The 13,119-nt window shown below is 42.1% G+C and carries 15 protein-coding genes; 12 read left to right on the forward strand and 3 right to left on the reverse strand.

Features of this window, described 5'->3' with window-relative positions; genetic code table 11:
* The first annotated feature begins 140 nt into the window (after positions 1-140).
* Together EEL30_12835 and EEL30_12840 are read left to right on the forward strand one after the other, a co-directional pair.
* Positions 141-734 (forward strand): xanthine phosphoribosyltransferase, encoded by a 594-nt coding sequence (locus EEL30_12835; GenBank protein QDX93111.1) that lies wholly within the window; start codon positions 141-143, stop codon positions 732-734.
* Positions 735-759: 25 nt separating this feature from the next.
* Positions 760-2,073 (forward strand): purine permease, encoded by a 1,314-nt coding sequence (locus tag EEL30_12840; GenBank protein QDX93112.1) that lies wholly within the window; start codon positions 760-762, stop codon positions 2,071-2,073.
* Between the two features lie 91 nt (positions 2,074-2,164).
* Here the strand turns inward: EEL30_12840 and EEL30_12845 are convergent, their stop codons facing one another.
* Positions 2,165-3,316, reverse strand: a complete 1,152-nt coding sequence (locus EEL30_12845; protein QDX93113.1) for a hypothetical protein — start codon at positions 3,314-3,316, stop codon at positions 2,165-2,167.
* A 183-nt stretch (positions 3,317-3,499) separates the two neighbouring features.
* Here EEL30_12845 and EEL30_12850 point away from each other — a divergent pair, with 183 nt between their 5' ends.
* From EEL30_12850 to yajC, 7 genes are all read left to right on the forward strand, one after another.
* Complete coding sequence (locus EEL30_12850) at positions 3,500-3,691, forward strand: hypothetical protein (protein QDX93114.1); 192 nt, start codon at positions 3,500-3,502, stop codon at positions 3,689-3,691.
* Between the two features lie 211 nt (positions 3,692-3,902).
* Positions 3,903-4,403, forward strand: coding sequence for a crossover junction endodeoxyribonuclease RuvC (gene ruvC / locus EEL30_12855; protein ID QDX93115.1), 501 nt, complete (start codon positions 3,903-3,905; stop codon positions 4,401-4,403).
* A complete protein-coding gene (gene ruvA / locus EEL30_12860; GenBank protein QDX93116.1) occupies positions 4,400-5,020 on the forward strand; it encodes a Holliday junction branch migration protein RuvA in 621 nt (206 codons plus the stop codon). Before ruvC ends, ruvA begins: the two co-directional genes overlap by 4 nt.
* Before the next feature lie 3 nt (positions 5,021-5,023).
* Positions 5,024-6,031 carry a Holliday junction branch migration DNA helicase RuvB gene (gene ruvB / locus EEL30_12865; protein ID QDX93117.1) on the forward strand — a complete coding sequence of 336 codons (1,008 nt, stop codon included), beginning with the start codon at positions 5,024-5,026 and terminating at the stop codon, positions 6,029-6,031.
* Positions 6,032-6,079: 48 nt separating this feature from the next.
* A complete protein-coding gene (gene queA / locus EEL30_12870) occupies positions 6,080-7,108 on the forward strand; it encodes a tRNA preQ1(34) S-adenosylmethionine ribosyltransferase-isomerase QueA (protein QDX93118.1) in 1,029 nt (342 codons plus the stop codon).
* A gap of 121 nt (positions 7,109-7,229) precedes the next feature.
* A complete protein-coding gene (locus tag EEL30_12875; protein QDX93119.1) occupies positions 7,230-8,360 on the forward strand; it encodes a tRNA guanosine(34) transglycosylase Tgt in 1,131 nt (376 codons plus the stop codon).
* A gap of 19 nt (positions 8,361-8,379) precedes the next feature.
* Positions 8,380-8,715: a preprotein translocase subunit YajC gene (gene yajC / locus EEL30_12880; protein QDX93120.1), complete on the forward strand. Its 336-nt coding sequence runs from the start codon at positions 8,380-8,382 to the stop codon at positions 8,713-8,715.
* Positions 8,716-8,795: 80 nt separating this feature from the next.
* Here yajC and EEL30_12885 read toward each other — a convergent pair whose 3' ends face one another.
* Positions 8,796-9,167: a TIGR04086 family membrane protein gene (locus tag EEL30_12885; protein QDX93121.1), complete on the reverse strand. Its 372-nt coding sequence runs from the start codon at positions 9,165-9,167 to the stop codon at positions 8,796-8,798.
* A 144-nt stretch (positions 9,168-9,311) separates the two neighbouring features.
* Here EEL30_12885 and corA point away from each other — a divergent pair, with 144 nt between their 5' ends.
* Together corA and EEL30_12895 are read left to right on the forward strand one after the other, a co-directional pair.
* Positions 9,312-10,289 (forward strand): magnesium and cobalt transport protein CorA, encoded by a 978-nt coding sequence (corA, locus tag EEL30_12890; protein QDX93122.1) that lies wholly within the window; start codon positions 9,312-9,314, stop codon positions 10,287-10,289.
* 91 nt (positions 10,290-10,380) lie between these two features.
* Positions 10,381-11,097: a DUF421 domain-containing protein gene (locus tag EEL30_12895; GenBank protein QDX93123.1), complete on the forward strand. Its 717-nt coding sequence runs from the start codon at positions 10,381-10,383 to the stop codon at positions 11,095-11,097.
* Here the strand turns inward: EEL30_12895 and spoVB are convergent, their stop codons facing one another.
* On the reverse strand, positions 11,098-12,681 hold the full coding sequence (gene spoVB, locus EEL30_12900; GenBank protein ID QDX93124.1) for a stage V sporulation protein B: 1,584 nt from the start codon (positions 12,679-12,681) through the stop codon (positions 11,098-11,100).
* A 148-nt stretch (positions 12,682-12,829) separates the two neighbouring features.
* Here spoVB and EEL30_12905 point away from each other — a divergent pair, with 148 nt between their 5' ends.
* Positions 12,830-13,099: a hypothetical protein gene (locus EEL30_12905; protein ID QDX93125.1), complete on the forward strand. Its 270-nt coding sequence runs from the start codon at positions 12,830-12,832 to the stop codon at positions 13,097-13,099.
* Positions 13,100-13,119: the final 20 nt, after the last annotated feature.

Below are 13,119 nucleotides of genomic sequence, written 5' to 3' on the forward strand. Positions count from 1 at the left end.
TAACAAAGCTACACCTGAGGGATAAAAACCCAGAAGGACAGGTTTCACTTGAACGTTTTTATTCAAGTGCCTTGTCCTTTTGGGTTTTTTTGTTTTTGAAATTACTTTGTTGAAATGTAGAAAGGGGCTTTTGGCTACTCATGAAGGTATTACAAGAAAGAATTTGTCAGGATGGAAACGTATTGTCCGATACGGTATTAAAGGTAGATGCTTTTTTAAATCATCAAGTGGATCCCAAATTGGCGATGCAGATTGGTGAAGAATTTGCAAAGCGATTTGCTAATGAACAGATTACGAAGGTATTAACAATCGAGGCAAGTGGAATTCAATTTGCAATGGCAACGGGGGTTGCTTTACAAGTTCCTTTTGTTTATGCCAAAAAGAAAAAAGCAATTACGCAATCGGATGATGTGTATACGGCATCTGTGCATTCTTTCACACGTAAAGAGACATACCTAATTAGCGTGGCAAAAACCTATTTACAGCCGGGAGAGCGAGTGTTGATCGTAGATGATTTCTTGGCCACAGGCGCTGCATTAGTAGGATTATGCGACATTGTAAAAGAGGCTGGCGCCGAGTTGGTGGGTGTAGGAGCTGTTATAGAAAAAAGCTTCCAAGAAGGTCGAGGTTTGCTTGAAGACAGAGGAATTGCGATTCATTCGTTAGCTCGTATCAAATCGATGTCTCCAGAAGGCATTGAATTCATCGAGGAAATCGCAATAAGCAAATCGTAAGGCAAAAAGGGAGAGGTAGAGCACAATGTTAAGCAAGCAAAAGATTTTTACCTTGGGCTTTCAACAGGTTCTAGCGATGTACGCTGGAGCAGTTATCGTTCCGCTCATTATCGGTAAAGAATTAGGATTAACACCACAACAAATGGCATATCTGATCGCGGCGGACCTCTTCACTAGCGGACTTGCAACTTTGCTTCAAGTGTATGGAGGGAGGTATATCGGATCGGGACTTCCTGTTATGCTGGGATGTACCTTTACAGCGGTAGGCCCCATTATTGCGGTGTCACTTTCAGCTGGCAACAGTTTAACAACGGCGTATGGAGCTATTATTGTATCTGGTATCTTTGTGTTTTTGTTTGCGCCTTTGTTTGGTAAATTGCTACGCTTTTTTCCGACGGTGGTCACGGGTTCAGTTGTTACTATCATTGGTTTATCCTTAATTCCTGTTGCGATGAAGAATGCGGCTGGTGGGGAAGGTAATGCATCTTTTGGATCACCTACTAATTTACTCCTAGCTCTTTTAACCTTGCTTTTAATTTTGTTATTTAATCGTTTTTTTACTGGATTTATTCGATCTGTTGCCGTTCTGGTTGGACTTGTTACTGGTACAATGATCGCCTTTTTCTTGGGTATGGTTGACTTCTCTCAGGTGTGGACAGCTTCCTGGATTAGTATTGTACAACCTTTCTATTTCGGCACACCTCGCTTTGATATCATGGCGATTCTCACCATGATTATTGTAAATATGATCAGCATGGTGGAATCTACAGGTGTATATTTTGCGGTAGGTAAAGTAACAGACACCAAAATTGAGTCAAAAACAGTGGTAAAAGGTTTGCGGGCAGAAGGTCTAGCAATTACGATGGGTGGCGTTTTTAACGCTTTCCCGTATACGGCTTTCTCGCAAAACGTGGGTTTGCTTTCACTGACGGGTATTAAAGGTAGGGAAGCCATTATGGGTGCCGGTGTTATTCTAGTTGCATTGGGAATGTTACCAAAATTGGCTGCACTTACGACTATTATTCCTGATGCTGTACTAGGCGGAGCCATGATTGCTATGTTTGGTATGGTAGTGGCGTCAGGTATTAACATCTTGTCCAGCGTTGATTTATCCAAAAATGAAAATCTCTTGATTGCAGCTTGTAGCATAGCAGTAGGTTTAGGTTCCGCAGTAGTACCACAAATGTTTGATCAACTTCCAGGTATGGCGAAGATGATTATGCAAAACGGCATCGTTACAGGCTCCTTGACTGCGATTGTATTAAATATTTGTTTGTCTAGAAATGACAAGAAAGTGCAAAATGCTTCCCAGACTACATCAGACACAGTTTCTGCGTAAGGAAATCCAGAGTTGCCTTTTTTGTAGATGAAAAAGGGATATTCCATAAAGCAAGATTGCTTAGGAACATCCCTTTTTTAAAAAATAACTGTTACTCTCCAGCTATCTCCATTTCTGTAATTCTCCAACGTTCCCATTGAGAGCCTCTGACTAATGTAAAATAACAGATCCCTTGATGGGTTTTTCCCTTTTTTATATAAGAAAGCTGTACAGGAATGGTCACTGAAAACATATCGCTGGTTTGCTCATCCGCAGTCATTTTATCTAAAAGCGGGTGCAACGGTTCACGAACATACATCGGACCATTTACAGCGGCTAGAGAACTTGGTGAACCAGCAACTAAGCAGGTAGCAAGCAGCTCTTCTTCTCGCAAGCATGTCAGATAATAATCAATAACTTGAAGGGGAGAAGCTTCACGTAGAGCTGAAAAGAGGGTACCAGCTGCTTTTCTAATCATAAATTGATGGCCAGCATCTGGTTCGTGACGTTTATGGGTAGAACTTCCTAGGAAATGAATGCAAAAATGTCCATCAAATTGATTTCCAGCAATCCCATCACCACCATGAGGCATCCCATGCATAGAAGCTGCATAATGATGTCCGTTGATAGTTAGTAAAATGGCACGCCTTTTCCAGCTCCATTTTCCCTGATATATTTTCTTCATGATAGAGGTATCTTGTTTGGTTAATGGTTGGACATCAGCATGATCACTGCCAGCCCGTCGTTGTACACGGAATTGTTCACCTGTTTCAATATCTGTAACAGTTCCATATGACATGCGCTTAAAGTTTTGTTGCACCTCTTTCCACGGGGCTGGCGAACCGTAATGCTTCCGTTCTACCAATAATACCCATTTCCCAAGGCATTCACGTAATGAGGTAGTTAATAGCACTTCTTGATTCGTATTTTGTTCAAAGAGGCGTTGGTCATCACTATAAAAATAACGATTTTTTTCTGTATAGATTGTGGCTCGAATAAATTCTGGTTCAGAACTTGTAATACGTGGCCTAGCTTCAATTAGTTGTCCCCATTTTTCTGGACCTGTTATTGTTATCTTAGATTGGAAATTAGCATCTAAAGAGGATTTTACAATGATGCTCATGCCCCCATGTGGCAAGGAACCAGGAGTAAAGGGAGAGATTTTATCCGTTCCCTTTTGAATGTTCGAATGAATTTTTCCTAAAACGGTGGATGGGGAGAAGAGTAAACAACAGACGAGCAGAGTATAGAATTTTCTTTTCATATATATCTCCCTTTGAAAATAACGGATTAAAACCTTTATAGCCATAGGATGCATCAACTTATCCATTTCATACAAATTTGATATCCTTTGCAGATGAAATTGAACAGGTAAAATCGGGATACATACCATAGTCATCAACATCGCATACTGTAGAGGACGGCCATGTGAAGGGGGAGTTCTTGTATGTCTTCAATGCCTGGAGGAAGCTACAAAGACCAGTTCCACCAACGCTTGTATGTTCAGCTTAACCAAGGTCATAACAAATTGAACTACCGAAGAATAAACAATATTGAGAGCCAGATGCGGAACGAAGTGGACGATTATGCCCACATGCAACATGACGTAGCAGATGAACTTGGTATGAACAAACACTAATTGGCCGTCCCACTTTTTGAAGGTGGCAGGAAAGTCTGTTGAGAACGATCTCAGCAGGCTTTTTCTTTGTTGGTCTCATGAATCGACAGTGAGCTAGAGTTTTGGCAGTTTCCTAGTTGGTTTTATCGAACTTTCAACGGAAATGCATGTTCGCAATCTGACTGGTTTGTGTTACAGTTAGAGGAAGACAGGAAGAAGCGGAGAGAACGTAATGCGGATACTTGGAATAGACCCGGGGATTGCTATTGTCGGGTTTGGGTTTATAGATAAAGAAGGAAGTTCATTAAAGCCTGTGCAGTATGGTAGCATACAAACAGAAGCTCATACACCTGTGCCTTTACGATTGCGCCAAGTATATGATGCTACCATTGAACTTTTGGATACGTATCAGCCTGACGAAATGGGCATAGAAAAATTATTTTTTAATCGAAATGTCACCACTGCTTTTACAGTAGGGCAGGCGCGTGGTGTCATTATTTTAGCTGCTGAACAAAAAGGAATTCCTGTTTTTGAATACACACCGATGCAAATCAAACAAGCAGTGACAGGCTACGGTGGTGCAGAAAAAAAACAAATTCAAGAAATGGTACGGATGTTGTTAAAATTAAAGGAAGTACCAAAACCGGATGACGTAGCGGATGCATTAGGCGTAGCGATTACCCATGCCCAAAGCCGCACGTATTATGAGATATCGGAAGGTGCAAAGAAATGATTGATTTTGTAGAGGGAATTGTCTCTTATATAGATTCGGAGTACGTGGTGGTGCAAGCAGGTGGGCTAGGTTATCGTGTTTTTTGTCCCAATCCTTATTATTTTGTAAAAGATGAAGGAAAACCTTTTCGTTTGTACACCCATCATCATGTACGCGAGGACGCTATTCATTTGTATGGTTTTGCGACCAGAGATGAGCGAGATTTGTATCGCCGACTACTTGATGTGAGCGGAATTGGGCCCAAGGGAGCATTAGCTATATTAGCAGGCGCTACACCAGATCAAATTGTATCCGCTGTTCAACAAGAAAATGTGACTTATTTAACTAAATTCCCTGGTATTGGAAAGAAAACAGCTCAGCGCATGATCTTGGATTTGAAGGATAAGTTAAAGGACTTTACGCCATCTATGCTGGTTACGTCTGCTCCAGAATCCTTGTTGGTTAAGGGTAATTCTGATATGGCCGCTTTAGAAGAAGCAATGCAGGCATTGATGGCTCTGGGGTATTCGGATAACGAAACACAAGGGATCCGTCCTAAATTGCTGGAATCTGCTAAGTCGGGAGCCAGCGTAGAACAGTTGATTAAACAGGGGCTAGCGCTCTTTATGAGGGGATAAAAGATGGACGACAATCGGATTATTACAACCCACATGCAGTGGGAAGAAGATGCCAACGAATTTAGTTTGCGTCCGCGCTTCTTATCCGAATACATCGGGCAAAAGCAGGTAAAGGAGAATTTAAAGGTCTTTATCGAAGCTGCAAAAATGCGGAAAGAGGCGTTGGACCATGTTCTTTTATACGGACCTCCAGGTTTAGGCAAGACGACTTTATCCCAGATTATAGCTAATGAACTAGGTGTAAACGTAAAAACAACCTCCGGACCTGCTATCGAACGTCCGGGTGATTTAGCTGCCATCCTTACCAATTTACAGGAAGGGGATGTGCTGTTCATTGACGAGATTCATAGGCTAAATCGTAGCGTAGAAGAAGTCTTATATCCAGCGATGGAGGATTTCGCACTCGATATTATCATTGGAAAAGGGCCAAGTGCTCGCAATGTCCGCCTAGACTTACCGCCATTCACTTTAATAGGAGCAACAACGCGCGCCGGACTACTATCATCTCCACTACGTGATCGATTCGGGGTCGTTAATCGTTTAGAATTTTATACAATTGAAGAGTTGGCTTTCATTGTCTCTCGCGCGGCAGATATTTTGCAGATCGGCATGCAAGAAGGCGGGGCACTAGAGATTGCCAAGCGTTCCAGAGGTACACCGCGTATTGCCAATCGCTTATTAAAGCGTGTCCGGGATTTTGCTCAAGTACAGGGGGAAGGCATTATTACACAGGAGATTGCACATGAAGCTTTAGTAAGACTTCAAGTGGATGCTTGTGGACTAGATCATATTGATCATAAATTACTTCTTGCCATTATTGAAAAATTCGCCGGAGGTCCAGTAGGATTGGATACCATTGCGGCTACCATTGGGGAAGAATCGCAAACGATTGAAGATGTGTGTGAGCCTTTCTTGTTACAAATTGGTTTCATTCAGCGCACACCGCGTGGACGTATTGCCACTGCAGCTTGTTACACGCATTTTCAACGCCCGATGCCTTCCCAGTCTTAATAGGATTGTCTAACAACAATGAATTGCCAAAAAGGGGATTAGAGAAACGTGGATGTAACTTTATTTGATTTTGATCTGCCAGAAGAGTTGATTGCCCAGCATCCACTTGAGGATCGTACAGGCTCTCGCTTGCTTGTTCTTGATAAACAAACAGGCGAAGTGACTCATCAGCAGTTTACAGACTTGATTACGTATTTGGAAGCGGGGGACGTGCTGGTTGTCAATGACAGTCGCGTGTTGCCCGCCCGTTTGATTGGAGTAAAAAGCGAGACAGGAGCTAAAATTGAGATTTTGCTACTAAAATCGCTTGGTGATGATCGCTGGGAAACATTGGCTCGCCCGGGGAAACGATTTAAAGTGGGAGCTGAGATAGAGTTTGGTGATGGCTTGCTTCGCTGTGTCTGTGAAGAGATTACACCAACAGGAGGACGCATCGTGCGTTTCTCCTATGAGGGAATTTTCTATGAGATTTTAGATCGGCTAGGTTCAATGCCCCTACCACCATATATTCATGAACAGTTGGATGATCGGGAGCGGTACCAAACGGTCTACTCCAAAGAGCTAGGATCGGCTGCTGCTCCGACAGCGGGCTTACATTTTACGCAGGATTACTTGAAACAGCTTCAGGAAAAAGGAATCAAGCTAGCTTATGTTACTTTGCACGTGGGGTTAGGCACATTCCGCCCGGTAGAGGCAGATGTGATTGAAGAGCATGTGATGCATGCCGAACATTATCAATTAACGCAGGAAACGGCTGATTTGATCAATAATGCAAAGGAAAAGGGGAAACGAGTCTTTGCTGTAGGAACAACATCTTGCCGAACCTTAGAGACCATAGCGCAAGAACATGATAGTAAACTGGTGGCCCAGTCTGGTTGGACGGATATCTTTATGTACCCAGGTTATGATTTTGCGGTTATTGACGGACTCTTGACCAACTTCCATCTACCTAAATCAACCTTGGTCATGCTTATTAGTGCATTGGCTGGACGGGAAAATGTTCTTCATGCTTATCAGGAAGCGATTGCCCGTAAGTATCGTTTCTTTAGCTTTGGAGATGCGATGTTGATTAAATAAAAGAATTTTTATGCGTTTTCTTGTGATTCATGGGAAGACCTCTTATAATAGATAAGACGTAGGAAACACATGCTAAAAAACAGATGGTGTTCACATCTGGTTATTGAGGAGTGCAGATACTTTGGCAGTACGCTACGAATTAATTAAAACGTGCAAACAGACTGGCGCACGACTAGGCAAAGTTCATACCCCGCATGGTACTTTTGAAACACCAGCATTCATGCCGGTTGGGACTCAAGCTACAGTTAAGACCATGTCCCCTGAAGAAGTGAGCGGTATGGGCGCTAACATTATTTTGAGTAATACGTACCATCTATTCTTGCGTCCGGGTCACCAGATCGTTAAAGAAGCGGGTGGCTTGCATAAATTTATGAACTGGAACGGAGCTATTTTAACAGATAGCGGCGGATTTCAGGTATTTAGTTTAAGCAATTTACGTAAGATTACAGAAGAGGGAGTATCGTTTCGTTCTCACTTAAATGGGGAAAAGCTATTTATAGGACCCGAAGAAGCGATGCAGATTCAAAACGCACTAGGTGCAGATATCATGATGGCTTTTGACGAATGTGCTCCGTATCCAGCTGAATACGACTACGTAAAAAAATCGATGGAGCGGACAACTCGTTGGGCAGAGCGTTGTCTAAACGCGCATGAACGCAAGGAAGATCAAGCGTTGTTCGGGATTGTACAAGGTGGTATGTTCCAGGATTTGCGTGAACAAAGCGCGCGTGATCTTGTACAGATGGACTTCCCAGGTTACGCCATTGGTGGACTTAGCGTAGGAGAACCATTCCCACTGATGTATGAAGTACTAGATTACACTGTTCCATTGTTACCGGATAACAAACCCCGCTATTTGATGGGGGTAGGCTCTCCAGATGCCTTAATTGAAGGCGCACTTCGTGGAATTGATATGTTTGACTGTGTGTTGCCAACGCGTATAGCTCGCAATGGGACATGCATGACGAGCCAAGGACGACTGGTCGTTCGCAATGCTAAATTTGCGCGTGACTTTACTCCGCTTGACCCTAATTGCGACTGTTATACGTGCAAAAATTACACGCGCGCGTACATTCGTCATTTGATCAAGGCGGAAGAGACTTTTGGGATTCGTTTAACCACGCATCACAACCTGCACTTCCTCATTAAATTGATGGAGCAAGTGCGCCAAGCGATTCGTGAAGATCGTTTGGGAGATTTCAGAGACCAGTTTTTTGCCCAATATGGTCTGGGTGAAAATAGATCTTTCTAAGAACTAAGGAGGATGAACCATGCAAGGATTAGGTGGATTGTTGCCGATTATCATCATGTTTGTGATCTTTTACTTTTTGTTGATTCGACCTCAACAAAAACGTAACAAAGAGCGCAACGCAATGTTGGCAGCTATAAAAAAAGGGGATCGCGTTGTAACAATTGGAGGAATGCATGGCACTATCCAAGACATTACTGACGATACACTTATTTTGAAAGTTTCCCACAATGTACACATGACGTTCGACCGCGGTGCAGTGAATTCTGTTTCTGTTGTTAGCCCTACAAAAGAAGTAGAGGAAACGAAGAATTCCAAAGAGGAATTGGCAGCACCTGCTGAAGAAACGAAATCATAAACACAAAAAAGCTGTTAGCTAATTGCTAACAGCTTTTTCTTTTCGAAAGAACAAATATCTGTACAATCCCTAGATCGTGGTTACCGCCTATTTGAAGTATTTACACCAAAAACACCGCCAATTCCTGCGATAAGAAAGGCAAAGAGCGTATACAATAAAGTCGAGAAGTTAAGCGGTGCATCAAAGCCTAAAAAGCCAATTAGTAAGACGAGGAAGAAATAGCCCAAACCGGTTAATCCTCCGTAATACCAGCCGCGTGCGCCGCATTTGCGCCCCGTTACAAAGCCGCCAATCAACAAACTACAAACGTTAATGACATAGCTAAAGTAGGGTAGTGAGCTTTCCTTCACATTGGTAAACGAAAGAAGTAAAGCAGCTAAAATAGAACCGAGCAAGACAAGGCCAAGCGTTAGAAATAATCCCGTCATCACCGAGGCGGAATGACTGCGCATAACACGATCCCATCCTCTCTTTTTCATTCTCATTCTTACTACCATTTATATGAGAGGCTTGGCAGGCTTATTCATCTCTTGATTGAACATCGTCGCGAATTTTCGTATGATGGATAAGGGAAAAAGACGGGAGTGAGGATACCGATGATTAAAACCTATTTTTATAATCATTCCGAACAAAAGATGATCCATGATGTAGATTTAACAACCAAGGATAAATGGTTGAAATCTCCCGAGGATCTATTATGGATTGATCTGTATGATGTGGGGAATCAGGAACTACATTATATTGCGAAAATTTTTGAGTTCCATCCATTGGCCATTGAGGATTGTTTGCACGTCAGCCCGCGTGCAAAAGTGGATAAATATGATGACTACTATTTTTTCGTATTTCATGCGCTACGTTATAATGAGGAGAGCGACAATGAGATTACGACAGTAGAGTTAAATGTTTTTCTTGGACCTAATTACATTGTTACTATTCATAAATCGCCGATGAATACAATTGGGCGTATTGCGGCTCTAAGCCACCGAAGCAATGCATTTTTAAACCGCGGACCAGATTACTTGCTATATGCAATCGTTGACGGGATTACCGATGAATATTTCCCAATCATGGACCGCCTAAGTGTGCGTATTGATGAATTGGAAGACGAAATCTATGAGCATCAGACAGAAGAAATCACGGAAGAGTTCTTGGCGTTAAAACGTACTCTGATTTTAATTCGCCGAGTGATCTTGCCACAAAAGCGGATTTTTGCCAATGTAAACGGGCGATACTCCTTTGATATCTCAGAGGAAAATGTTCCTTTCTATGTGGACTTAACCGACCACTTGGAACGAATCGTTGACTCTACTGAAACGTTTCGAGATTTAGTAAACGGTGTACTTGATACTTATTACACGATCATTACGGGCAAAAGTAACGAGACGGTACGTATCCTGACGATTATCTCTACCGTTATTCTGCCACTAACCTTTATCACAGGAATTTTTGGAATGAATACCTTTGAATGGATGGGGGATAAGGCGGAGCCTGTCATGTTTGTCATTGCGTTCGGTTCGATGATTTTATTGACAGCTTGGATGCTCTACGTTTTTAAAAAGAAAAAATGGCTATAACCGAAAGGAAAAGAGAGGGACGCATAAGGGAAGGTGGACCCGTGGACACTACTAGAAAGCAGGTAGATGAACATGTGGGAGGTCTTACACCATGGAGCTAGTAACCATACTTATGCGTACCCTCTTTAGTTATTTTTTTCTCCTACTCATCATGAGGCTGATGGGCAAAAGAGAACTAGGTCAAATGTCTTTATTTGATGTCGTCATTTCTATCATGTTGGCAGAAATGGCGGTACTTGCCATTGATCAGGTTAAAAGGCCACTTATGCACATGTTTTCGCCCATGATCCTTATTATGTTGTTGGAAATTGGTATGGCTTATTTGTTTATGAAGAGTAAAAAAATAAGACAATTCGTCAACGGAGAAGCAGATGTTTTGATCGCAAATGGAGAGATAAGAGAAGAAGCATTGAGAAAAAATCGTCTTAATCTGGATGATCTTCTGATTCACTTACGCCAGGAAAATATAAAAAATCTAGCAGATGTGGAATTTGCTATCTTGGAAACGACAGGAAAGGTAAGTGTATTTACTAAGCCGGAAAAATCAAATGTTACCTTGGAAGATTTAGGATTAAAGGTAAAACAGCCCCAAAAATCCTCATCAGGTGTCAAGGTAGGGTTTCCAATTCCGCTGATTATGGATGGGGAAGTGCAGACTGACGCGTTAAATAAAATCGGAAAAAATATACTTTGGCTCAAACAAGAATTAAAAAAGCTACGCATCCGGCATGCAAATGAAGTTATGTTTTGTAGCATTGATGAGCAAGGTAAGTTTTTTATAAATAAAAAGCAGAACCCCCGCAAATGATTACCGGCGGGGGAAAAACGTACTTAATGGTTGACCAATCCATGGGATGCGTGCTACATCTTGTTTGCCAAGTACCCTCATGGTGACGAGTAATATTGTATAGAGGAGCATAGAGGCAGAAGAACATATCGCTAGCATTTGTAGTAAACTAGTATCTTTGAACCAATGCTCAGACATATAGGTACTACAATATCCGATGGCTAACATAGCTAATCCTATTTTGAAAAACTCGGCAACTTGGATGGTAAAACCAATACCTTTGACGAGGCTAGCAAAATGGAGCATTGTTACTAATGTAATGTTTAGATTAAGGGCAATAATGGCTCCATTAATTCCAAACTCAGGACGAGATGTAAGCAGGAACATTGAGGCGATTTTGACGATTGTTCCAATCAGGGTGTTGCGGAACACGACATGTGCCTGATCTAATCCCTGTAATGCGGCGGCTAACGGGGCTTGAAAAAATAAAAACACAGAAAAAGGTGCTAATTGCTTTAATAATAATCCCACTTCAGATTGCTTGTATAAGAGCTGACAGAGAGGTTCTGCAAATACATATAACAAAACAGCGCAGGGGGCACCAATGACTAGGGTTATACGCATCGCTTGATAGATACGACGATGAACCATCTTACTGTTCTTGTCAAATGCAGCTTCTGCTACAGCAGGAACCAAGGAAATAGATAACGAATAGGTAAGAAAAGTAGGGAAAAGTAACAGCGGAACAGCCATTCCAGAGAATTGACCGTATAGAGAGGTCGCCTGGATGGTCTTATACCCTGCTAGTACGAGAGCATAGGGAACAAGCATTGGCTCCATCACATAAGCGATAGAACCTACTACGCGGCTCAGGGTGACTGGTAGGGATACATGCAATAGTTGTTTGATAACCGGAGAGCTTTTTTGAAACAATGCTCTACGGGATCCAGGCTTCTTTATCATTGCTCCCAGTTCACGACTGTTCTTTTTATAATTCCATAACATGTACCAAAGTCCAGCTAGCTCACCCAATAAGATACTACCAACTGCGCCAACCGTAGCGTAAAGAATTCCGTAAGGGGCAAGTGTCATGGTCATGCCAATCACAATTAGGATGCGGACCAGTTGCTCAATCAGCTGAGACAACGCAGTGGGCACCATGTTTTGTTTTCCCTGGAAATAACCACGTAAGACAGCCGAGATACTAGCAACTGGTAAGATGGGTAAAGCTGTCAGTAATAAAATGTGTGTTCGTGGATCCGTAAAAAACAGTTCTGTAAAGAAACGAGCACCAGCTACTAACAAAAGAGAGACAAGCGTACTAAGCCCAGCTGTGATGGTCAGAGCCAAATATAAAAAACGTTTGGACTGCTGGCTATCTTTGGCCGCTTCCGCTTCTGCGACCTGTTTAGCGATGGCAACAGGAAGACCGAATGTAGTAATGGTAATCAAAAAGTAGAGAAGTGGGACGATCATTTGATACAAACCCATACCTTCTGCACCTATAAAGCGGGAGAGAATGATGCGATGGGCGAAACCAAGAACCTTGGTCACTGCTCCTGCTGCGATGAGAACCATGGTTCCGTAAAAAAAGGATTTTTTCATAGGGATAGCCCCTTCTCTTTAGCATTTACCTTTAAGCTTTTATGACTACACTATTACCATATGGACGTGCCACCTAGGGCATGACTAGATTTTATGTGTGGGCAGAAACATTCATAAACAACAAGTTCACGTAAAGAGGTGTGGAAATATGGAAAATAAAGAGAATATGATGAGCTTTATCGAGGTTGAGAAATATCAGGAAATGTTACTTTTATGTAAAAGTAAGGCAGAGGAATTTCTAATCCTTGGCTACGATAACATAACTCCGGAAGAAGTGTGGGATTGTGTCATATCAGGCTACAAAGGAGAGGAACGACCAACTCTACACCGTCTAGTTAACGATATTCTTTCTTTAAAAATTAGCAAATATATGAACTATGTGATGATTAATATGTATAAAAATAACGGGGTAATTTGACATGCATTTTTCTACAAGTC

It is taken from the genome of Brevibacillus laterosporus, from assembly GCA_007833815.1.
Classification (GTDB): Bacteria; Bacillota; Bacilli; order Brevibacillales; family Brevibacillaceae; genus Brevibacillus_B; species Brevibacillus_B laterosporus_D.

Coding starts and splice junctions, on each gene's coding strand:
- EEL30_12835 (QDX93111.1), top strand. CDS start 141: ATGAAGGTATTACAAGAAAGAATTTGTCAGGATGGAAACGTATTGTCC.
- EEL30_12840 (QDX93112.1), top strand. CDS start 760: ATGTTAAGCAAGCAAAAGATTTTTACCTTGGGCTTTCAACAGGTTCTA.
- EEL30_12845 (QDX93113.1), bottom strand. CDS start 3,316: ATGAAAAGAAAATTCTATACTCTGCTCGTCTGTTGTTTACTCTTCTCC.
- EEL30_12850 (QDX93114.1), top strand. CDS start 3,500: ATGTCTTCAATGCCTGGAGGAAGCTACAAAGACCAGTTCCACCAACGC.
- ruvC (QDX93115.1), top strand. CDS start 3,903: ATGCGGATACTTGGAATAGACCCGGGGATTGCTATTGTCGGGTTTGGG.
- ruvA (QDX93116.1), top strand. CDS start 4,400: ATGATTGATTTTGTAGAGGGAATTGTCTCTTATATAGATTCGGAGTAC.
- ruvB (QDX93117.1), top strand. CDS start 5,024: ATGGACGACAATCGGATTATTACAACCCACATGCAGTGGGAAGAAGAT.
- yajC (QDX93120.1), top strand. CDS start 8,380: ATGCAAGGATTAGGTGGATTGTTGCCGATTATCATCATGTTTGTGATC.
- EEL30_12885 (QDX93121.1), bottom strand. CDS start 9,167: ATGCGCAGTCATTCCGCCTCGGTGATGACGGGATTATTTCTAACGCTT.
- corA (QDX93122.1), top strand. CDS start 9,312: ATGATTAAAACCTATTTTTATAATCATTCCGAACAAAAGATGATCCAT.
- EEL30_12895 (QDX93123.1), top strand. CDS start 10,381: ATGGAGCTAGTAACCATACTTATGCGTACCCTCTTTAGTTATTTTTTT.
- spoVB (QDX93124.1), bottom strand. CDS start 12,681: ATGAAAAAATCCTTTTTTTACGGAACCATGGTTCTCATCGCAGCAGGA.
- EEL30_12905 (QDX93125.1), top strand. CDS start 12,830: ATGGAAAATAAAGAGAATATGATGAGCTTTATCGAGGTTGAGAAATAT.